Consider the following 19,847-nt stretch of genomic DNA (forward strand, 5'->3'; position numbering starts at 1 on the left):
TTCTAGTTTGAGTTGTCCAAGTGGTGGTTCGAATTATGAGTGGACCGTTCTTCCGCATAGGTTCAGGCCGCGACGCGAGGCTTTCCAAAGCTCACACACACCCGCAGGCCCGGTTCATTGTTTTCCGCAGTGACTATTGCGCCGTGGCGTGTGGCAACGGCCTTTACAAGCGACAGGCCAAGCCCATTGCCATCTTCATACTTTGTGCCGTCTGCTCGGAAAAACGCGTCAAAAATCTTGTTGATTTGGGGTTCCGGAACCCCTGGACCGTTATCTGTCACAACCAGCTCAATCACATCGGGCTTGGCTGTCAGGGAAATCCTGATCCAAGAACCGGAAGGGCAATACCGGAGCGAGTTGTTCACAAGATTGACGAGCAGCTGCTTCAGCATGTTTTCGTCGCCTCGGATCAATATCGTGTCGGCGTTGTAGTCCGCCGAGATGTGCTTACCTGCATCGACGGCAACTGGATACAGCGCCTCAGCAACACCCTCAACGAGCGCGCTCAGGTTCACTGTTTTAAAGCTCTTTTGATGCGTTCCTTCCTCAATTTGCGAGACCTTGAGGATCGTGTCGAAAACAACTCTAATGCGCTTTAGGTTGCTCTCTAATTCATTGAGGCCGGATCGCGGGTCGCCACCATACTCAACTTCGCTGTAAACCTGTTGCAAAGCGATAAAACCACTGGTTAATGGTGTCTTTAAGTCGCGGGCAACTGTGACCGCAGTAGCATGTGTGCTATTCAGTAAACTCGAAATCCAGTCGAGACGTCGGTTAACCAACTGGAAAATCCGATCGAATTGATCGCCCTTTCCCGAAACCGGAAGACGAATAGAACCATTCGCTTGAACAGGAGGTTCCAGGGCTCGCTCAACCGACTTTAGTTTCCGATAGTTTTGAGAGCTGAAGTAGTAGCCAAGACCTAAAACAGTCATGGTTGTTGCAAGCGTCAGTAGCAATAACCCTTCCCAAAGTGTTGTCAACGCTTGACTAAGTGATGTCATGCTACGGGCGACTACTGTGCGATACCCAAGATACTCGGACGCATGAAGCATATAGACGGGCGCGGTCCCGCCGAATTGAACAAAATCCGGATCTACCTCGTGCCATCCGTTCGTATCAGGCACTTTCGCGATTGAACTGGCAAGTGCTGAACCGTTTTGGTCAAACAGCGCGATTACGTGAAGTTGGGTTCGATTAGGGTTATTCAAATGTTCGATTGCTCGCTGAACTGCGTCAGCGCCGCCTTCCTGCAATATCTCATGAAGCAAAAGCTCTTCATCGAGGATTTGTTGTTCGAGGTCAGAGCGGAGCTTGTCTTCCAGCGCCAGATAGGCTGCATATCCGAAAACAGCGGTGATGATCCAGACAATCAATGCGGCGAAACAAGCTGGAGCGCTCGAGGCAATGCTAGCGCGGCCCATGAAGGCTGTATCCAACGTTTCGAGACGTGTGCAAAAGCGGCATCTCGAAGGGCTTGTCTATCTTCGACCTCAGACGACTGATGTATGTTTCAATCACGGTCGAACTCGGGTCAAAATTATAGTCCCAAACTTGCTCCAGAAGCATGGTGCGTGTCACCACGCGACCTGAATTGCGCATCAAGACTTCTAACAACGCAAATTCACGTGGCAACAACTCTATTGTCACATCTTGCCGTTTCACAACTCTGCTGAGTAGGTCCATTGATAGATCGTGAACATGAAGCTCAGTTGTCGAGAAATCGGACGGTTGTCGCCTGATTATGCTATTTAAACGCGCTAGCAGCTCTGAAAAATGAAAAGGCTTTACTAGGTAGTCATCTGCACCTTCGGTCAAACCTTCTACTCTGTCCTGAACGTCTCCTATTGACGTAAGAAACAGAACCGGGGTCTGTTTTTTCGCGGCCCTAAGTGCTTTGAGAACGGAAAGACCATCCATTCCTGGTAGCATGCGGTCCAGGACTATGGCGTCACATTCATTGTATAGACAATATGACAGGGCATCCCGACCATCTTCATACCACTCCACACTAAAACCGTTTGATCTGAGTCCTGAATTGACAAAGTCGGCGGTTTTTTTGTCGTCTTCTGCGACGAGTATCTTCACTTTAAGCCCTCCGATTTTGCCACTGGACCTGCTTGTTTCAGTTTGGAATGCGCTGTAAGTGAACCCAGCCATAACGTGATGGCTAAGTCCATTTGGCAAATCGTTGCAGACTAGAGACTCAACGTTTCTTCGACGGCTTTCACCTGAAGCCGGGCGAGACCAAGATTGGCGGTTTTCTTGTCTAGTGCGACATACACAAAGATGTTTGGGTTTTTGTCCAACGGGCGGACCAGATGATACTGTTTGCCAAGCGTTATCAGAATGTCTTCGATGGTATCGTTAAGTTTCAGCGCTTCGATTGCCTGAAGTTTGGCGCGGACGACTTCAACATTCGCAGCGCCTGCAGTTTCAAGATCAAATTTTGAGCCACCCTCAGAGCCTAGTACTAGGCCTGTGTCGCTGTCCACGAGGCACGCCCCCAAAAGACCCTTGATTTCGCTTAGTTTAGAAATGTCCAACGACATGTTTAGCTCCTTTTTGGCTTTGGAATTGCTGATCTGACTCGCTCCGGGCGTTTGATGGATTGGACGAGTTTCTTTGTTTGCAGGTGGGATGGTAATGACGTGTTTTTGAACCAGGCCAAACCTTTCGCTAAATCTGGCCAGAACAGACGATGTATCACTCTTGGAATTCGACATTTTCTATCCAATTCTCGCTGTGATGGTGGAAGTGGATTGTCGAACTATGTGTCCGCCACTGCGAGCGGCTTGGGTGCGAAGGAAGAGCCGATCAACCAAAGTGTCATCCAACCCAGGGAGAGTGTCCTTCCTATGCTGTACATGACATTCGGGATCTGCCCTGACGTTCAAAACCGGTGCGATTGGTCCCTGAGAGCTCTTGGGGCCTCTGTGCAAAAACCTTAGTGCAGCAATACAGGCAGTGGCCAAGTATTGGGCATTGTTGGCTGAAATGGTCAAAACACCTTCCGGACCCAGAAGGAATGAAGACCACAGATACCCAAGTTCAGAAAGGACGCCGGCCAAAACTGATAAAAAAACAGAACTTAGCATAGGCCCCTCGCCTCGTTACCAATCAACTAAGCGGTTCGTAAAATACTGGAGGTTTTAACCGGCTTTTCAGAAAGCTTAAATTTTTGTAAGGAATTTGTTTTTTGTCGGTTGGGGGATAGGAACTTAGGTGCAGCGGGCTATTTGACTGATTTTGTGAGCATTTTGACACCGGCAATGGTTTAGAGTTGGATAACCGTGATTTGTGATCGTCAACCCTCATTGTTTTGGCAGGATTTGCCGTGGGGGAGAGCATTGTTTGTTACACGGCACCAACCTCTATTTTCGGCAACGCAGCGGCAGCAATTCGATTGCGGTTCCAGAGTCTCCTGTGGGACGCGGACTGTGCATTCGAAGGACTCATTTGTTTGTGCTTGAAGCCAACAACTGCTTCGACAAGTTGTATCGTTGCTTTCTTACCCATGAGTGAAAGGTCGGTTTGCGCCACTAGACCACTTGCTGCGAACGGCAGCTTTGTCGGGCCGCATTGCAGCGTCGTGTTTAGTGGATGAACGACCGGAATGGGCCGTCTGCTTAGTTAATATTTAGCCAGGAAGGGGCATTGCTGCGGCTGTCCCGAAGTCGTCAATGAGCCCAACCTGTACCCTGGATTTTATTGCTGCATGCGCTTGCAGCAGTAACGACACTGCAACTGCCGAATACCTTGTGCGGCCAAGCAGCGGAAAAAACTGTCATTCATGCAAATAGCAGCGATGCTCGCGGCGGCGGCTCACAGTTCGCTCAACAAAACCGTCCTTCACTTCATCCGCAACAGCTATCGCCTAGCTGAATTGGTGGACACGGGACCGTGGCATATGAACAGTAAACACAACAGTCGCCTTCCAACGGCTTCAAAACTGTTTTGCACGACTTGCATTCATAGAACCACTGGCAAGCATCCGTTGGCATTTGCTCGGTTTCACTGTGGCCGCACTTCGGGCAAATCAGGGTGCTTTCTAGGACTACAGTTTGTTTTGTCATAGTCTCACATCTGCATGATCAGGTAATCGTTAATCCATGCCTCGTTAAACACAACGACCCAACCCACGCCGGTGATTAGAGTCGTTCCTGCAAGCCACCATTTCAACGTCGGCAAGGAACCGCGCCGATAAGATACCATCCATGATATCACGACGAGCGCCGTTGACATCGTCAGCACATAGTAACTCGCTGCGGCAACCTTCCCAAAGATTGCCAACCAACTGCCACCCAGCCCCAGTAACATCATCGTCATGGGCAAAACGCAGCAAGTCGCGACGCCAAGCGCTGATAGCGATCCCAAATAGCTGAGGCTAAGGTACTTCTGCATTCTGTTTCCCTGATGGACTACGTCGCGCGGAGTTGTAGAGACAACAACCTCTCGTTTAACTTCTGTAGCCACTACAGGATCAAGACAGGAAATCTCACATGTTTGCGATTGGGGAGGCATCCCGGCAAAGCGGTGTCGGAATTGATACTATCCGCTACTACGAACGCGAAGGGATCGTGCCGAAACCAGAAAGGGCATCGAATAATCGACGCATGTACTCCGCGCACGATGTTGGACGGCTTCGTTTTCTAAGGAAGTGCCGAGACATGGGTTTTTCGCTTGCCGATGCAAAGGTGCTTCTCAACCTATCCGAAGGTGATAGCGAGGATTGCCAATCCGTTAAGGAACTGGCCGAGCTTCATATCTCCAATGTGCGTATGAAGATAATCGAACTTAAGCGATTGGAGGCCGCCCTGAATGAACTTACGGCCAACTGTAACATCGGGAACGTTTCTTGCCCGATGCTTGCGCAGATACGGACCTACTAATGGCACTTTGAGGCTCGCAGTCGCCCTATGCCAACGCAGCATGACCCAAGATTCGGGCCGCGCAGAATCTACCGTTCGTTAGAGAAGCCAACTCGTTGATCCAGTACTGTTTCCATCAATCAATGAACATTCGGGCGTCGCCGCGGTGTTCTTGAAGCACACTGCGATTTCGGACAGTGAGCCCTACCTACCGTGCCTGAGCAATCAATTTGCTGCATACGCACTCGGCAGGTTTTATCATGAAGCCGACCTCTGATTTCCGAATCGCAGAGCAATGGTTCTGCTTATCCTTGTCCTAAATTGGGCTAGGCAGACTCAGATCTTCTGTTGCTTTCTATTGTATCAAGGCTTGTATCGTGCGTACTCGAAGTCCATATACACAAGGCTAACGTTTTTCTTTTTCGACCTGCTGTCTCCCAAATTCGGCGCTCAGTCTTTCGATTCAGACCGACCACGCCGAGTCGCCGCAATAATGCGGGCGGCAAGTATTAGGAGACTTCGACCATGGCAAATGGCACAGTAAAATGGTTCAACTCGACCAAAGGTTTTGGCTTTATCGAGCCTGAAGATGGTAAGCGCGATGTGTTCGTGCATATCTCAGCACTTGAACGTTCCGGCATCAGCGAATTGAAAGACGGCCAGAAGGTCACTTTTGACGTCGAAGCTGGCCGTGACGGACGCGACAGCGCCGCCAATCTGGCACTGGCCTGACCTTTTACGGGCACCCTTATGGGGTGCCCGTTTGCACAATGGGCTGCTAAAAGCCCTTGGAGAAAAAGTCAGTTGCAACCTAAAGACTGGACGCGGGTGCTCGCGCAATACCGTGTTGCCGATGCAAAGCGCAGTATTTATGAAATTGCGATCACCGTTGTCCCCTTATTCGCGCTATGGGCTCTAGCGTGGATGGCTTTATATTTTAGTGTCTGGATCGCATTTTTACTGGCCGTCCTGAATGCCGCATTTCTGGTCCGTATCTTCATCATTATGCATGATTGCGGTCATGGATCTTTCTTTAGAAGTCGCACTGTTTGCAATTGGACCGGCCGGGTTCTGGGTGTTCTTGCCCTGACACCCTATGACGTTTGGCGGCAAAGCCATGCGATTCACCACGCTTCAACCGGTAACCTTGATCGGCGTGGTATGGGTGACATTCCTACATTGACCATTGAGGAATACCTGAAACGGAATTGGTTCGGGCGTGCCGCTTACAGGTTAATCCGGAACCCCTTCTTCCTGTTCTGTATCGTACCGGTGTACACGTTCTTTTTTCAAAATCGCTTGCCCTTTGGTTTCATGCGGTCAGGCTGGCTGTATTGGGCAAGTGCGATGGGAACAAACGCTGCAATTGCAGGGGTATTGGCCCTAGTTTTTTGGGCCGGAGGCATTGAGGTTTTAGCGTATGTTTTCCTACCAACCATGATTGTCGCATCATCGATTGGTATTTGGCTTTTCTATATTCAACACCAGTTTGAACACACGACCTGGGAACGGGAAGAGGGGTGGAACCTTCAGAACGCCGCATTCTATGGAAGTTCTCACTATGCCCTGCCAGGCATCCTGCGGTGGTTCTCTGCCAATATCGGTGTACACCATGTTCACCACCTTGCCAGCCGCATACCGTTTTATCGGCTAAACGAGGTTTTGCGTGACCATTCCGAGTTGGAAAATTGCCAGCGTATTACTCTATATGAGAGCCTTCATTGCGCACGATTGCATCTTTGGGATGAAGAAAGTCAGCGCCTGCTGACGTTTTCTCAGGCTTTGTCGAACGCCAATCCCAACAAGAGTCTAGTGTAATCGGGCGCGCACCAAAAAGGCTTCGACAGTATCACCGCCAAGGGCGCGAATGGCCTCTAGTCGGTGAAGGCCTTCAATCAGCACGAACCGCTTGTTGTCCGCACGTATCTGGATCGGCGTCTTCTGGCCATTCTTCAGGATATCTTCGGCCAGTGCCAGAACCTTTTGTTGATCAAGTGTTTTGGCCCGTTTCACAGGTACATAGATCAGGTCGAGCGGATATGGTTTTTTCTCCAACATAAGCTACGCGTGCGCCTTTCGTGCATTTATTCCGGTTCGAAGTTCGCTTCAAAGGCTGGCGCTGGAACGTGCGTCATAGAACCGAACGAACAGCATCGCGCAGCTCCTGATGCATGATCCAAGTCGCTGGTTCATCGTCACTTTTGACGTGAGAAGATGCCAATACCTGAGCGGCGCCATCATTTTGAGCCGATCCGGCTTCGGGAAGCTCGAGTTCCAGATATTCTGCAATCGATAGCCCGATTTTCTTGAAGACCTTGACGGACGCCTCACGCGATTTGTAACCAGCTGCCTTGGTTAACTGACCAATGCTCAGTCCTTCCTTGCCTGCGATTGTAAGTGCTTTGAGCATGGTGACCTGCGCAGTGGAGAGCCTGATCTGACGCAATGCTTCGACATATTCTCCTTCACTGGGAATGAAGTTGCCGGAGTTCGCCTCCAAACGACGTCGAGCGCTGCGTTTCCTGTCTCGCTCTTCGAGAATTTCTTTTAAGGCTTCAATGGCCAATGACGGTGTTTCGCCAACTGCATCAGCAATCAAACCTTGCGTTTTCGCTGGTGGCTTGGGGAATGCGCGCGCAACGCTGTTACCGCTCAGAATGCCAGCCTTAATCAAGTACTTTCCAAATTCTACTTCGATCACTTCTGATACGTCGGCGTTCCGCGTCTTGCGAACACTGCGGTCCTGAAATGCTCTTTGTTCCAGACCACGCACTGACATCTTTGAGTCAGAAAGGGTCACTTGAGGGGCATTTTTACGCATCAGAGAAACACCACTACAATTACCGCTGCAACAAACACTGCTAACGCCATAGATATCTTAATCCCGTGGGACCGGCGACGCGCCTTTTCGGCTTTGATCCTTTTGCCAAGATTTTCGTCAATCGAGTTATGGTTCACGGCTTGGTCCTTCCGGATTTGTCAGGCGATATTGATTTCCACGAACCTATTTTCGTGGAATATTTTCGGCGCACTTATCGTTCTGTCGTGTGAACGGCCGATTGCATTCCCAACCATCACCTCTTCGATTCAAATGAGCGTTTGAAGGAACAAGGATCGCATCGCACCTGTCCCGGTTTGCGCGAAAACCACGTTCGCATTTCCATCCAGAGTGGGAATCTGGTTCAAGATACGCATGCTGTGGAACAGCCACAGGCTCACAGCCGCTCTCCGCCGCGTTGTAACCTCTGAGGCAAACCCAACCATCCGAGCTTTTTTTATCGCTCAGACGACCGTTTTTTGGGACTTCTATTGCAACACAATCCTGGTTCTCCTTACGAAATCCCCAGTTGCAGTGTATTTCCTGTGCGCCAAACCTGGTTTCGACGTATCCATTTTGAGGTGCAATCAGTTCTTCGCATTTTTCTTCGACACGCTGGAACAGCCGATTGCACTCCCACTGATCTCCGGTTGATGCAAGATAGGCATTTTCAGGAACTCTTATTTCCTCACAGAGATCTCCGACATTCTGAAAACCGTGATTGCATTCCCAGCCAATGCCATAGGAGCTACCCGTCAAATATGCGTTTTCCGGTAAGTCTATTCTTTGGCACGATCCGTTCTTGTTTTCGAAACCTTGGTCACAAACCGATCCATCGGCATTGCCTGCGACTTGGGCAGGAAGCTGCGTCCCTGAGAACAACACCAAGAGTGTCGGGATCAAACAAAGAATGCAGCGCGCAAACAGGATGAATGACTGATTGAAACGGAGCCTGAGACCTGATCTATCGGGCATCATGCACGCAATTTATGAGCCATGTGTTGTTCATACGGCGCTTTCTTTCATGGGTCACGCGATGGCTGGCGCATGTCAGGTGACAGTTGCGAATGCATGTGAGGAACGAGCTCATAGCGAAGACCCCAGCGAAACCCGTTCCTATGCTGGGGCATATGCTACAGTTATTCTGAAGGCCATTGGATCATCGAAGCCGGCAGCATCGCGGCGACGAGTAAATTTCACCAATACACTTTTGTGGTTCTTAGCCAGCATAGAGTCAAGGAAGTTTCCCTCGTCGCAATGGGAGCACCGCTACGGCTAGTAGTATTTGAAACTGCCGGTGACCAAGGTTCCTGGTGAACTACCGAAAGAAATTGTCTGGTATTAGTTTTTCGTTGTGTCGATTTGGGGCCAGGCTATCAGCGGGTGGCAGTTTAAGTCGGCGTTTCAGTTGCCGGGCCTGAGTGCGGCGAAAGAGGAGTATGTGATCAAGGCTTCCTCGTAACTAGGAATGACTGGCCGGACGACATTGGCTGTCAGGCGGGGATGTTCGCGCCGCTTCTGCACAAGTACCCGCGGCGCGATCAAATGGCCGCTCGGTCCCGCACCCTGTAAATTGCGCCTGAGCCGAGAAAACTGTACTGCGAGCGTACGCAACAAGATTTTGACACTTCCGCTCAGGGCACGCTACGTCCCACTCCTGCGTAAAAGAACTAGAACCACTATGGATTGGCGACCGACAGCGCCGCTCGCCAAACTGTCTCAGATGTCTATGCGCTCTGCAATGCTTAGCGCGTCTTCCAATTCAACGCCCAGGTATCGCACGGTGCTATCGACCTTTGTGTGCCCAAGCAGAAGTTGGACCGCGCGGAGATTTCCTGTCTTGCGGTAGATCTCAGCTACTTTGGTTCGGCGAAGCGAATGCGTGCCATATCCGCTCGGTTCCAATCCGATTGCGGTCACCCAGTCTCGAACCAGCCTGCCATACTGGCGCGTCGAGATGTGTGGTCGATCATGGAATCGGCTTGGAAACATGAACCGGCTAGCAAACATTTCCGGTGATTTTACCCATACCAATACAGTTTCTCGCGTGTTTTCCGTCAGTTCGAATTGAACAGATCGCTTGGTTTTGCTCTGGATCACCGAAACACGCTCACGGACGCGATCGTCTTTGACAAGATCGGTCACAGCGAGTTTGACCAGATCGCAGCCGCGTAGCTTGCTATCAATCGCGACGTTGAACATTGTGAGATCACGCAGATTTCCAGAAAGTTCGAGCCGGGCACGGATCGCCCAGACCTGTTTTGGGAGTAGCGGTCGTTTCTGACCGATGATCCGCCCCTTGTTCCAAGCTCTGGGTTTTGGGGTGACTGCAGGTAGTTGGACTCTTGGCATATTTTGCACTCCGATCCACCCTCCGCACCCAAGCAACAGCACCGCGCTGACCACCGAATAGTACAAGCGGCGTGAATGCCTGCTGTCCGATTATGAATACTGGCATGGTTTAGTGTGTGCATTAGGCGGCTTGAGCCCATATCACTACACATAAGAACGGTTCGAGTCCAAACCGCGCGTACGCTTCGTCTTCAGCACCGATTACCGATCGGGTTCCACGTTAAAAGGCCCGGGTCAGCACCAATAAGATAAAATGAGATATGATCAGAAAAGCTGGAAAGACCGGCGTCAGGTTATCAGCGACGCCGAGCTAACCCAGGGCTTACTGATACGCCATTTCGCCACGCGCTCAACCCCTTGCAGCGTCGACAAATCCGCTCTCCGAACCCTTCGCTCCAGAATGGCGTTCTGCAACGAAGACACGGGCGTTCTTGCGGCACGTCATTGTGGGCGCGAGCCATGATCGTATCTGCGTCGTTGTCGAAGTCTTCCATCAGTTCTTAGCCTCGATTTCTGTTTTGGTTTATACAGCGACTGGAAAAGAAAGTTCCGAGCCCTAAGCCTTGAGATTGAAGGAGCTGCCTGGTTCAGACTGTCCGATGGAACGGCCTGTAATCCGAGGGGTTTTAATAGGACGAACTGGCATTCCTTCGTTCTCAGCAGCTTGGACAGCGAAAGCATACCGAGAACCGCTTGCGCATCCTCGTGGTATGGCTCGTTGATCTGATGATCCGTCGTCTGCCTCAGAAATGAGCGACTCCGAGTAGAGGTGCCGAAGTTGAGTCTCAGACATACCGTCAGCTTCCATGATCAGTTGCACCATCGGATCGGCCAAGAGTTGGTCGAGCAGGAATTGCGACAACTCCTTCGCAGACAATTTATCCCTTGCGCGGGCTCTCTCCAAATCAGTAAGAGAAACGGTCAACGTTCGCGCCAGACCGGGGTGAGATTTCCGTGGAAGCAGAAAGATTAGCACTGATGCTTTCCAGGCTTCTGGATCCAAATAATCTGGTGGTGCGGAAAGCTCAGTTTCTATGTCGTATTCGCCCGCCGGGAGTAATTCGTCAAAGCCAGGGAAAGTAAACGGCCTGGAAAAGACTGCGATTGTCTTGCTGATTAGTTGGTTCATTTGGGTAGTTCTCCTTTGCTGATACCGCTCGCTCGGAGATGTAAACAAGAACAAGCCACCCGCTCCCGGCAGGGTATTATCAGTTTTGAGGTTTAGGCTTTGATTTTTCGGGGACGGCGTCCTGCCCTTTCGACGTCACTTCTTTTTTTGACGCGTCCGCATCGTTTTCCTTCAGTGCGGCAGCCGCTCTGGTCGTAAGGTCTTTGAAAGACATCATTTTGATCCTTTGATTGTCCGCAACACTCACGAGCCCAGATAGGGTGTGAAAAGTGAATGCGGGTACCACCAATATAGGTATTGGTGGCCCAATTTACTACGTAAAGCCGTAGAATAAGACGGGTGGATGAAGCAGAACCGAGGCGGCGGCAACCCTGGCGCGCTACTTTCGCTTCGAATATGGGCGATCAGTGTTCGCTGCGGTGCAGTCAACCAATGCGCCATCACCATGGAAGACTTTTGCTACATCGGGTGCAGCCATGCCGCGCGAGAGCGCGCTATAGTTCAATTTCAGCTTCACCTCGCCACCAGGGCGAAGCAGACAATTGGTGTTTTCAACAACGATATGATCACTGGTGGCTCCGACGAACGTGACGCCAGCAGGGAAAATTAGACCCGCCGCATCGGTGTCCTGGAGTCCAATGGCAAGGATCGACCGAGTGTTCGAAGGACTGTCTAAAGTCACACACTGCATTGAAGGTATGGGATAATTCAATTGCAAGGGATTTGGATTTGATTTGGTCTTCGTTTCGATCACTTCCGCCCAAAGCGTAAAAACATCTGTGTAAAGCCCGTCGATCGCGTATCCCGAAACGGGATCGGTACCTAACAGGATGGCCTCACCCAGACGCAGGTTGTTGATCTTTCCGGTCGCCCCCTTGCCAAGCGACCATGGCAAACTGGCAGAACCGCCGCCTGACACTGTTTCCAGAGCGGGTCCACTTGCAAGTTCGGTATCGACGGCAAGCGACGAAAGCAATTCCATTGCTCCTGCAGAGGGTGCCACATGACCCAGACAGGCAAAATTTGCACCAATCCCCTTCAGAGAAATCCCTTCCATTCTAAGAATTTGAGACACAGTGCGCTCAAGGTGTTCAGGCAAGATGCCATCCCGCATATCCCCCATTTCCACCATCAGGATAATACTGTGAGTAATGTTCTTTCCCAGCGCACTCACGGCCAGGCTTGCGATAATGTCCATTTCTGTGTTGAAGCTGACATTGCAGTTATCAACAACTTGCGCGACCTGGCTCAGCATGGGCGTTCGGATCAAGGATATGGAGCACGAGATCCCAGCATCGCGCATACGTATGATATTGCTGATCCGCGCGTCCGCCAGCCCTGTCGCGCCACCTTCAAGCATAGCATTCGCAATCTCAGGATGACCGCAAACGGCTTTTGTCACACCTGTCACCGTAATTCCGCGGGGTCTAAGGTGGTCGACCAGGAACCGTGTGTTGTACCGAATTTTGTCCAGATCAACGTCAATACGCAGCTTGCTCATTCAATCGTCGTAGCACGTACGGGTTGCAAGCGCGGAAAGGCCGATAGAACCATATTCACCAAGTTTTTTGGAGGACGGTTCAATGCGTCAGTGACCGGGAGATACAATTTGCGGTTATAGTCTGTGATGGCCTTTGAAATCTCAATATCATTCATTCCTTCATGGTTGATCGTCATGCCAATTACCTCTGTGTTCGCAAAAGCCTCGATCAGTGTGATTTCATCGCAAGGGTCGGGCATAGTCATGTTGGGGAAATCACATCGACGTTTTCGTTTAGGCGCGTGTTGAAGAATAACTGCATGTGGCTGACTGCCTCGCAGAATAAAGGCTGATATACAAAAGGCCGGATGGCTGAGCGCGCCCTGGCCCTCGATCACTATGACATCGGGGCGCTCACCTTCAGATGCTGCAACAACAGCACGCTCAAGTTCGCCACAACAAAATTGCGGCGGCACCGAATCCATCGCAACGCCATACTTGGCGCCCTGCATCAAACCTGTCTGGCCGGTGCCGACCAAAACTGTTTTGATCCCATGCGCGTTAAGTGCGCCTGTCAGGATTGTCGCGGTTGTACGCTTTCCAATTGCACAATCGGTGCCGAACACCGCGATGCGGATCGCCTGGACGTCTCCAATACTGCCATCTAACAGGCGCAGGTCGGGATTGGGCCGCGGCTTGCGAATGTCGCGTATCGTGACATCGTGAATTTTGGCAATTCCGGCGAGCTCTTTGTCATCGCTAAGAAATTCATGCAGCCCACTGACGATGTTCATTCCGAGCGTTATCGCATCCACAACAACTTCGCGATCCTCAAGGGACATTCTGCCGCTGGCCGGCGCCATTCCGTAAATAAAAGTGTCGGGGATCGTAGCTTCATTAGCGACGGCGGCATCAAGATCATCGAAGATGGGAACCTGATTTGCGATATTATCAAGCACTTTGCCACTGTCACAACCGCCATACGTGCTGTCGATCACCGAAAGAACGCGATAGGCCTGTGAATGTCGAACGAGACCATTAGCCGTCTTGCCATCGATCTTTGCGAAGTTTCCTTCGCAATACACAATTGCAGTCGGTATGTCTGTCACAAGTGTCTTGCGGTGAAGCTCCGGAAAAACGGCTTGTTCAGGCGGCAGCTCTTGCGCATCGCTGGCAATGAACTGCTTGGCATCCGACGCAATGGGTACGGGTTTCATATCTGTTCCTTTTTGGAGTTTGAAACACGCCGTCCTAGGTAAGAACGGGCACAAAATGTGAAGTTTGGAAAAGTGGGCTCTCTGACTGAAACCTCATTCGTTCAGAACACACAGCCCTTCCGACCGATGAAAATTTCTGTGGCATTGCCACCCATTGCCGGATCGGTCGATATGGGCATTTGCGGGTAGATCGATTGCATCGCAGTGATCACCGGACGCCTCGTAGCCACGTTCGCATTTCCATCCAACTCCGTGGATCGCGTCATCGTAGAAAGCGTTTTCAGGCACGATGACTGCATCGCACCTTCCGTCTCGCTCAAAATATCCGCGCTCGCATGTCCAGGGACGCCCGTGGGTTGATGCGTTCAGGAAGGCATTATCCGGCACTGCTATTGCAACGCACGCTTCACCATCTGTCTCGTAGCCACGATTGCAAAGCCATACAGATCCGTAGGTACTGTTCGTCAGGTAGGCGTTGTCCGGCACCACGATTTTTTGGCAGCTATCGTCTACCCTTGTGTACCCACGCAGGCACCGCCACCTCTCACCTGATGGATCGAGATATCCGCCCTCAGGCACAATTACTTCAACGCATGAGGTGCCACCAACTTCAACAAAGCCATGTGTACATGCCCAGCCCGAACCATAGGTTCTGTTTGTCGGGTAGGCATTTTCTGGGACGGCAATGGCCACGCATTCTTCGCCTTCCAACCGATAGGACAAATCGCATTCCCAACCGTCGCCATACTTTTTGGGATGCGCGTTGTCCGGGATAGAGTTTGTTTCGGCCGATGCGGGACTTGATGAGATAAAGGAGCCCGTCAAGCAGCTGAAAACGCCAACAAACAGCGCCGTCATGAAGTGAGAGTAAAACCAGTACAGATTTTTTCGAACTGTCCTGGTGCAAACGGCGTTGTCCGAATGTTGAGTGATTGAGTTACGATCCATCCAGGTTCAGCCCCTCAATGCAGGCCTGTGCCAGATCTTTGTTGGGGGTTTGGGATCCCGGTACCGTTGCCCAGCCGGCTGCCATAACGGCATCCTTTCGCTTGAAAGAAGAAGCTTCTTTGATCGTCGTTATTTTTTCGGCGCGTTGGGCGTCAGTTCTAGCCATGTCGATGCAGATCGGAACCAACGCAGCGATTACATTGTCGCGGGACATGGCGTTGGCCATCTTGTCCGCGTTACTGCCGGTCATCCATCCACCCCAAGAAAATCCAACGACGCCGACGAAAACCCCTCCGATCAGGGCGCCGTAGATTCCGGGTTTAAGCCATTCGGGCGTGTTCATAATCTATTCCTCCTGCGGGGAAAGCGCCGCATCGCTGTCATTGTTAGATGTGGCCAAGGTCTGGTCGTGCTTAAGTGCCAGTTCGAGATCTTTTGGGTCGATGGGGCGCATTTCTGTGCGGCCTGGCTTGCTGCCTTTGCTCTGAACCGTCAGGTAGGTTCCGGTTCTTCGATATGCTTCGAAACTCAGGCCCTGTAATAGTTCTTCTTCAACAATTACTTCATACTCGCCTGCAGGAAGTTCATCCGGGTAGCCGCACAAAGAGAACGGATTTGAAAACGTCACCAAAGAACTGGACGATCTCGTGCTCACCTTAGCCCTCCAAATAGTTTGTTGGATCTTCCCCGCACAGTCTGCCGCTGAACACGCTCTTAAGCGCCGCGGAAGTACTGGCGTTGTAAATTAGAATAATGTGCAAATGGCAGACGTGCGCTGATCGATGTTAGTCGGCGGCCAATGACTTGAGATTCTATTGGAATCTCAAATGCATTTGGCATCTGAGGATCAGATACTGCCAGAAAATTGACTAACCTGAGTCAGTGCAACGATGTTTGGTTTCCGGCAACCTGATTTGTGTTGGCGGGATATTTGCTGGCGTGTTCTTAACGAGTAATTGAGAAGCGCAGGAAATCCAGTACCGCAATCGGACTGTATTTATCTTGCGCTTCTTTTTCAGTGAAATCCCAAATCTGCCGAAGAGAATGGCGTCTCTAACCAGGCAACCATCATCAAAACCCCGGCATCGCTCGAGGGGTGAACCTATTGCTTCAACAGTGGCCCGGCCTGATCCAGATAAGTGGGGTCAAAACCGGCCAACGTCACCAGTCCGTCATAATCATCAAATGCCACTTGCCCGGATTGAAAAGTAACCAACCCCTTCTCCCGCAGTTGCCGTAGGACACGATTAACATGCACGGCACTCAGTCCCAGCGCATCGGCAAGGTGGTATTGTGTCAGGGGGCAAGTGTATCCCGTCTTGTTTGCCATCCCGACCTGAGTCAGCCTCACACCAAGTTCCAAAAGAAAATGCGCCATGCGCTCACCCGCATCTCGCCGTCCTATGTTGACCAGGTGCTCAACCACCATCGCTTCATCTCGAGATACCGCCCAAAGAATTGCTGTCGCCAGCCGGGGCGTTTGCGCAAATGCTTCCAGGAGATCATCCACTACTACCTCGATAGCTTGGATTTCCATGATTGGTTCTATGCTGTGATCCGAGGTGTGCAGCAGGACGCTTCGCAAACCCAGAAAGTCACCGGGTATTTGGAAATCGACGATCTGACGCGACCCGTCAGTCTGGGTTTTGTAAGAACAAACCCAGCCCGAGGCCAGAATGTAGGCAGCCTGCTCTGATTGCCCTTGATGCACAAGGTCACGTCCGGCTTCAAAGGTTCTGCGGCGTTTGTGCAAGCGTGCCAATACCGCAAGTTCAACCTCAGTCAGAGCGACGAAGTTTGAAAGCTTTCGGGTGAGCGGACTGTTCTTGATAGCGGGCAAATGTTCTTCCTTCATCAATGAGCCGCCCGCGAAACTATCCGACGCAAAGACTGCTTTCGATCAGTTGAGTATACTGCAATCTATGCCAGAATGATGCAATTCATCGTGGCGCTTCCTTGCTTGGACGCCTGTTACAAAAGGACGTCTACCATGACCGACCGGCAAGACCACTCAGGAATGGCCGCACTCTCAATCTGTGAAGCGCTTTTGCTTGCAATTAAAGATCGTGAGCTCCTGCCCGAACATGAGATTGTGGGAGTTCTGCGTGACGCAGCCGCTGCCCACGAAGCAGCGGTCGGCAACAGTGATGAAAAGGTAATGCACCAAGCCGCCGCTGCTCTGATAAACCAGATCATTGCTTCCGGCTATCGGGTTCGGCAGTAGCGTTAAGTCCCGCATCGGAAAAACAAGATTATGCTCGTCAAAAAAAGCAAAATTGCAAACAGAAACACTTTTGGTGCCTCGTTCCTGATCAATTCAAACACGAAACGAGAATCAATGTTTCAATGCCTGCCATATCCTGCGTCCTGATTGTCCGACCGAGCTGCGGCGAGGGTACAGTTTCCGTTAACGCAAATACAACGCCTGCGAATGACCTGATTGGTGACACTCGCCGCGCCGCAACAATAAGTATGCCGCGACCGCGAGCAAATGCTGCTTCAGCGAAGGCTCCAGATCGAATGACGGCAAAGTCCCGCTGTTTATCTGTTCATGCGCGGTGCAGCGAAAGGCGGTTCATCCTAGATCTGCCGTTCGTGGATCATGCGGCGAAGGCGTCGGAAGAGCCCGAAGCGGGCCTGTCAGAATGCGTCAAGGCATCAACAAATGAATGTAGGTTGGACTATCCGAAGAGGATCTAAGAACAACATAAAGATTGCCGAATTCGCTTTGGTCGATCGTGACGTCTTCAAGCACGCCCATGTATTCCAGAATTTGTGGAATGGTTTCAGCATGGGTGACAATTAGAACTGTCTCTTTTTCATGGTCGAATTCCAATGAATCGACCAACCCTGCGACATCGCCTTTTGGCAAGGCATTGATTTCAAGGCCAAGGGCGTTGGCAATTATGCCGCCGTTTTCTTGAGTTCGCAGCGCATCCGACGTGATGATGGCATCAAGGCCAACATTCCTAAGCATCTCAGCCCAATCTGCTGCGCGCTGTCTGCCCTCCGGGGTGAGGACAGGGTCAGTTCCAGACAGCTCTTTTTCACCATGTCGGATCAGATAAACTGCTTCCTGAGCTGCGGCAGAAAAACCAGTCGCCAAATTCAGAATCAGAACGGCACAAAGAAAACGCACAAAATTGCACTCCCGACTTGTGAACAGGGTGCCATCTTTTCAGGAAGAAGCTGGCAAATCAAGTTGGCGGCAGCTCTATCCCAACCTGCGGATGTTGATCCACCTTAGCAGCCACAAAACATGGCGGTACATTCAGCTGACCTTTGTGAGCCAAGTTTTCAATCGGCAGCCCGCCCATCGTCTCTCAGAACTTTGAACAAGGCCATAACATGTTCATCGCCGTAGCCGGCTTTGACTGCTTTCTCAAAAAGACCTCCAACGTGGCTTGGAAACCCAGCATCCATGCCAGCGTCAATGGCTTGCTGCTTCAACAGTTCCAAAGATGCCTGCCAAACGGACAACGTGGCCGTTCTTTGATCGTAAGTTCCATCTCGGATTGTTCCGACATGATGCTGAATGCGTGCACTATCAGGAAACATCGAAATGAACTTTTGCAGTTCAACCCCCTCTGCCATGAGCAGCCTCATCTGACTGGTCCAAGTTGATTGTTAGTGCATCATCGGCATGTGATCCATCGGGATGATGGTTTCAGGTGCCGGCGGGCGATAGCCCAGTGCACTGTGGGGGCGTTTTGTATTGTAGTGTCTCCTCCATTGTTCGATCAGGATTTGTGCTTCGCGCAGGCTGTAGAAGATTTCGCCGTTGAGTAGTTCGTCCCTGAACCGGCCATTGAAGCTTTCGCAGTATCCGTTCTCCCACGGGCTCCCAGGTTCAATGTAAGCCGTCTGGGCGCCAACTGCGGCGGTCCAGTCTCGGACAGCCTGGGCGACAAATTCTGGCCCATTGTCTGAACGTATGAAACAGGGTGCCCCCGAAGTATGAACAGATCCGTCAGGGCGTCGATCACGTCGACCGAGTTCAGCTTGCGCTTCACTCTAATCGCCAGGCACTCCCGGCTGTGCTCATCAAGGATGTTCAGCGTCCGGAAGGCTTTGCCATCGTCGGTTCGACAATGGACGAAATCATAGCTCCATACATGATTGCGATACTCCGGCCTCAGCCGAACACACGAGCCATCGTTCAGCCAAAGCCGTCCTTTCTTCGGTTGTTTCACTGGCACTTTCAGCCCCTCTCGTCGCCAAAGCCGTTCAATTCGCCCATCGCTGACAGACCATCCAGCCTCTCTCAGCAATGCAGCGATCCTGCGATAGCCATATCGGCCGTATTGACGGGTCAGCTCGATCATGTCGGCCACCAATCGGTCTTCGTCTGCGCGACCTTGTGGGACACGCCGTTGCGTGGACCGGTGTTGTCCAAGCACGCGGCAGGCGCGTCTCTCGGAAACGTTCAGTTGGTTGCGAACATGGTCAATACAAGCACGACGACGAGCGGGGCTCAGTAGTTTCCCTTCGCGGCTTCCGTCAGGATCAGCTTGTCCAACGTCAGATCGGATACCGCACGTCGCAGTCGCTCATTCTCTTTCTGAAGCCGTTTCAGTTCTTTCAACTGATCTACGCCCATTCCGCCGTACTTCTTGCGCCAGCGGTAATAGGTTTGTTCAACAACGCCGATCTGCCTGATCGCATCAAGACGGGACATGCCTTGCCCCATCAGAACTTCAACCTGCCGTAACTTCGAGACAATCTCTTCGGGCTTCGGTCGCTTGTTTGCCATTCGTGGTCCTCCGTTTCCTAAACATAGCGGTGGACCAGCTCAGTTGGGGAGGCTCAAGGGACCTTGTTGCAGTCGACTTACTTCACTGCGCGCACAGAAGGAAATCAGTGATTTTGACGCCTTCATTCAAGAATGGGCGTAGAAACGCCCGAGTACCTGTTGTGTTGATATACGTTTCGCCCAAGCGCCAGGAATTCTGCACTTAGCGTTCCTTCAAATGTGCCCCGTGCGAAGACCAACGGTGAATAATCGCAACCCGTGTGTTGAGGTCGCCAAATC

General features: G+C 51.5%; 23 protein-coding genes and 1 pseudogene. 4 read left to right on the forward strand and 20 right to left on the reverse strand.

The genetic code is table 11. The features are described from left to right. Positions 1-62: 62 nt before the first annotated feature. From ACR0J7_RS16230 to ACR0J7_RS16250, 5 genes are all read right to left on the reverse strand, one after another. Positions 63-1,424 (reverse strand): sensor histidine kinase, encoded by a 1,362-nt coding sequence (locus tag ACR0J7_RS16230; RefSeq protein ID WP_480508205.1) that lies wholly within the window; start codon positions 1,422-1,424, stop codon positions 63-65. Further along, on the reverse strand, positions 1,411-2,088 hold the full coding sequence (locus ACR0J7_RS16235) for a response regulator (protein ID WP_480901135.1): 678 nt from the start codon (positions 2,086-2,088) through the stop codon (positions 1,411-1,413). The genes ACR0J7_RS16230 and ACR0J7_RS16235 overlap by 14 nt, the downstream gene beginning before the upstream one ends. Before the next feature lie 110 nt (positions 2,089-2,198). Beyond that, positions 2,199-2,726 (reverse strand): roadblock/LC7 domain-containing protein, encoded by a 528-nt coding sequence (locus ACR0J7_RS16240; protein ID WP_480774575.1) that lies wholly within the window; start codon positions 2,724-2,726, stop codon positions 2,199-2,201. A 1,131-nt stretch (positions 2,727-3,857) separates the two neighbouring features. After that, a complete protein-coding gene (locus ACR0J7_RS16245; RefSeq protein ID WP_237217120.1) occupies positions 3,858-4,076 on the reverse strand; it encodes a GDCCVxC domain-containing (seleno)protein in 219 nt (72 codons plus the stop codon). Positions 4,077-4,080: 4 nt separating this feature from the next. Next, a complete protein-coding gene (locus ACR0J7_RS16250; RefSeq protein WP_170447553.1) occupies positions 4,081-4,404 on the reverse strand; it encodes a hypothetical protein in 324 nt (107 codons plus the stop codon). 98 nt (positions 4,405-4,502) lie between these two features. On the opposite strand from ACR0J7_RS16250, the gene ACR0J7_RS16255 reads away from it, so the two are divergent. From ACR0J7_RS16255 to ACR0J7_RS16265, 3 genes are all read left to right on the forward strand, one after another. Continuing rightward, on the forward strand, positions 4,503-4,892 hold the full coding sequence (locus ACR0J7_RS16255) for a MerR family transcriptional regulator (protein WP_170637988.1): 390 nt from the start codon (positions 4,503-4,505) through the stop codon (positions 4,890-4,892). A gap of 504 nt (positions 4,893-5,396) precedes the next feature. Beyond that, positions 5,397-5,603: a cold-shock protein gene (locus ACR0J7_RS16260; RefSeq protein WP_170430361.1), complete on the forward strand. Its 207-nt coding sequence runs from the start codon at positions 5,397-5,399 to the stop codon at positions 5,601-5,603. Positions 5,604-5,675: 72 nt separating this feature from the next. Then, positions 5,676-6,689 carry a fatty acid desaturase gene (locus ACR0J7_RS16265; protein WP_480485576.1) on the forward strand — a complete coding sequence of 338 codons (1,014 nt, stop codon included), beginning with the start codon at positions 5,676-5,678 and terminating at the stop codon, positions 6,687-6,689. Here ACR0J7_RS16265 and ACR0J7_RS16270 read toward each other — a convergent pair. The 12 genes from ACR0J7_RS16270 to ACR0J7_RS16325 form a co-directional block, all read right to left on the reverse strand. Continuing rightward, positions 6,681-6,929, reverse strand: a complete 249-nt coding sequence (locus ACR0J7_RS16270) for a ParB N-terminal domain-containing protein (RefSeq protein ID WP_480484944.1) — start codon at positions 6,927-6,929, stop codon at positions 6,681-6,683. The two genes, ACR0J7_RS16265 and ACR0J7_RS16270, sit on opposite strands and share 9 nt — an antisense overlap. A 73-nt stretch (positions 6,930-7,002) precedes the next feature. After that, positions 7,003-7,692: a hypothetical protein gene (locus tag ACR0J7_RS16275; RefSeq protein WP_480774552.1), complete on the reverse strand. Its 690-nt coding sequence runs from the start codon at positions 7,690-7,692 to the stop codon at positions 7,003-7,005. A 183-nt stretch (positions 7,693-7,875) separates the two neighbouring features. Further along, entirely contained in the window at positions 7,876-8,664 is a 789-nt protein-coding gene (locus ACR0J7_RS16280; RefSeq protein WP_480616729.1) for a hypothetical protein, read from the reverse strand. 744 nt (positions 8,665-9,408) lie between these two features. Next, positions 9,409-10,041, reverse strand: a complete 633-nt coding sequence (locus ACR0J7_RS16285) for a tyrosine-type recombinase/integrase (protein WP_170403722.1) — start codon at positions 10,039-10,041, stop codon at positions 9,409-9,411. A gap of 556 nt (positions 10,042-10,597) precedes the next feature. Then, positions 10,598-11,170 (reverse strand): hypothetical protein, encoded by a 573-nt coding sequence (locus tag ACR0J7_RS16290; protein WP_480914926.1) that lies wholly within the window; start codon positions 11,168-11,170, stop codon positions 10,598-10,600. A gap of 79 nt (positions 11,171-11,249) precedes the next feature. Then, on the reverse strand, positions 11,250-11,384 hold the full coding sequence (locus tag ACR0J7_RS16295; protein ID WP_269149748.1) for a hypothetical protein: 135 nt from the start codon (positions 11,382-11,384) through the stop codon (positions 11,250-11,252). Positions 11,385-11,549: 165 nt separating this feature from the next. Then, entirely contained in the window at positions 11,550-12,671 is a 1,122-nt protein-coding gene (locus tag ACR0J7_RS16300; RefSeq protein WP_480914928.1) for an alanine/ornithine racemase family PLP-dependent enzyme, read from the reverse strand. Further along, positions 12,668-13,867 (reverse strand): N-acetyltransferase DgcN family protein, encoded by a 1,200-nt coding sequence (locus tag ACR0J7_RS16305; RefSeq protein WP_480914929.1) that lies wholly within the window; start codon positions 13,865-13,867, stop codon positions 12,668-12,670. Before ACR0J7_RS16305 ends, ACR0J7_RS16300 begins: the two co-directional genes overlap by 4 nt. Positions 13,868-13,960: 93 nt before the next feature. Beyond that, a complete protein-coding gene (locus ACR0J7_RS16310; RefSeq protein ID WP_480914932.1) occupies positions 13,961-14,815 on the reverse strand; it encodes a hypothetical protein in 855 nt (284 codons plus the stop codon). Beyond that, positions 14,805-15,158 (reverse strand): hypothetical protein, encoded by a 354-nt coding sequence (locus ACR0J7_RS16315; protein ID WP_171722471.1) that lies wholly within the window; start codon positions 15,156-15,158, stop codon positions 14,805-14,807. The genes ACR0J7_RS16310 and ACR0J7_RS16315 overlap by 11 nt, the downstream gene beginning before the upstream one ends. Before the next feature lie 3 nt (positions 15,159-15,161). After that, positions 15,162-15,470 (reverse strand): hypothetical protein, encoded by a 309-nt coding sequence (locus tag ACR0J7_RS16320; protein WP_171722472.1) that lies wholly within the window; start codon positions 15,468-15,470, stop codon positions 15,162-15,164. Between the two features lie 447 nt (positions 15,471-15,917). Then, the gene (locus tag ACR0J7_RS16325; protein WP_480914934.1) at positions 15,918-16,670 is read right to left on the reverse strand and encodes a Crp/Fnr family transcriptional regulator; all 753 of its coding nucleotides are present in this window, start codon (positions 16,668-16,670) and stop codon (positions 15,918-15,920) included. A gap of 135 nt (positions 16,671-16,805) precedes the next feature. Here ACR0J7_RS16325 and ACR0J7_RS16330 point away from each other — a divergent pair, with 135 nt between their 5' ends. Then, a complete protein-coding gene (locus ACR0J7_RS16330) occupies positions 16,806-17,039 on the forward strand; it encodes a hypothetical protein (RefSeq protein WP_480901131.1) in 234 nt (77 codons plus the stop codon). A 426-nt stretch (positions 17,040-17,465) separates the two neighbouring features. Here ACR0J7_RS16330 and ACR0J7_RS16335 read toward each other — a convergent pair whose 3' ends face one another. From ACR0J7_RS16335 to ACR0J7_RS16345, 3 genes and pseudogenes are all read right to left on the reverse strand, one after another. Beyond that, complete coding sequence (locus ACR0J7_RS16335) at positions 17,466-17,954, reverse strand: phosphoglycerate mutase family protein (protein WP_480901133.1); 489 nt, start codon at positions 17,952-17,954, stop codon at positions 17,466-17,468. 158 nt (positions 17,955-18,112) lie between these two features. Then, a complete protein-coding gene (locus tag ACR0J7_RS16340) occupies positions 18,113-18,409 on the reverse strand; it encodes an imine reductase family protein (protein ID WP_480774560.1) in 297 nt (98 codons plus the stop codon). Between the two features lie 33 nt (positions 18,410-18,442). Then, a pseudogene (locus ACR0J7_RS16345) lies at positions 18,443-19,568 on the reverse strand (IS3 family transposase). Between the last annotated feature and the right edge of the window lie 279 nt (positions 19,569-19,847).

The sequence above is a fragment of the Ruegeria sp. O4 genome (assembly GCF_056535125.1).

Excerpts from the sequence above, each read along its gene's own strand:
- ACR0J7_RS16230 (WP_480508205.1), bottom strand. The coding sequence starts at position 1,424 with ATGGGCCGCGCTAGCATTGCCTCGAGCGCTCCAGCTTGTTTCGCCGCA.
- ACR0J7_RS16290 (WP_480914926.1), bottom strand. The coding sequence starts at position 11,170 with ATGAACCAACTAATCAGCAAGACAATCGCAGTCTTTTCCAGGCCGTTT.
- ACR0J7_RS16285 (WP_170403722.1), bottom strand. The coding sequence starts at position 10,041 with ATGCCAAGAGTCCAACTACCTGCAGTCACCCCAAAACCCAGAGCTTGG.
- ACR0J7_RS16305 (WP_480914929.1), bottom strand. The coding sequence starts at position 13,867 with ATGAAACCCGTACCCATTGCGTCGGATGCCAAGCAGTTCATTGCCAGC.
- ACR0J7_RS16315 (WP_171722471.1), bottom strand. The coding sequence starts at position 15,158 with ATGAACACGCCCGAATGGCTTAAACCCGGAATCTACGGCGCCCTGATC.
- ACR0J7_RS16260 (WP_170430361.1), top strand. The coding sequence starts at position 5,397 with ATGGCAAATGGCACAGTAAAATGGTTCAACTCGACCAAAGGTTTTGGC.
- ACR0J7_RS16255 (WP_170637988.1), top strand. The coding sequence starts at position 4,503 with ATGTTTGCGATTGGGGAGGCATCCCGGCAAAGCGGTGTCGGAATTGAT.
- ACR0J7_RS16310 (WP_480914932.1), bottom strand. The coding sequence starts at position 14,815 with ATGGATCGTAACTCAATCACTCAACATTCGGACAACGCCGTTTGCACC.
- ACR0J7_RS16300 (WP_480914928.1), bottom strand. The coding sequence starts at position 12,671 with ATGAGCAAGCTGCGTATTGACGTTGATCTGGACAAAATTCGGTACAAC.
- ACR0J7_RS16270 (WP_480484944.1), bottom strand. The coding sequence starts at position 6,929 with ATGTTGGAGAAAAAACCATATCCGCTCGACCTGATCTATGTACCTGTG.
- ACR0J7_RS16280 (WP_480616729.1), bottom strand. The coding sequence starts at position 8,664 with ATGCCCGATAGATCAGGTCTCAGGCTCCGTTTCAATCAGTCATTCATC.
- ACR0J7_RS16240 (WP_480774575.1), bottom strand. The coding sequence starts at position 2,726 with ATGTCGAATTCCAAGAGTGATACATCGTCTGTTCTGGCCAGATTTAGC.
- ACR0J7_RS16275 (WP_480774552.1), bottom strand. The coding sequence starts at position 7,692 with ATGCGTAAAAATGCCCCTCAAGTGACCCTTTCTGACTCAAAGATGTCA.
- ACR0J7_RS16250 (WP_170447553.1), bottom strand. The coding sequence starts at position 4,404 with ATGCAGAAGTACCTTAGCCTCAGCTATTTGGGATCGCTATCAGCGCTT.
- ACR0J7_RS16340 (WP_480774560.1), bottom strand. The coding sequence starts at position 18,409 with ATGGCAGAGGGGGTTGAACTGCAAAAGTTCATTTCGATGTTTCCTGAT.
- ACR0J7_RS16245 (WP_237217120.1), bottom strand. The coding sequence starts at position 4,076 with ATGACAAAACAAACTGTAGTCCTAGAAAGCACCCTGATTTGCCCGAAG.
- ACR0J7_RS16330 (WP_480901131.1), top strand. The coding sequence starts at position 16,806 with ATGACCGACCGGCAAGACCACTCAGGAATGGCCGCACTCTCAATCTGT.
- ACR0J7_RS16295 (WP_269149748.1), bottom strand. The coding sequence starts at position 11,384 with ATGTCTTTCAAAGACCTTACGACCAGAGCGGCTGCCGCACTGAAGGAA.
- ACR0J7_RS16325 (WP_480914934.1), bottom strand. The coding sequence starts at position 16,670 with ATGAAGGAAGAACATTTGCCCGCTATCAAGAACAGTCCGCTCACCCGA.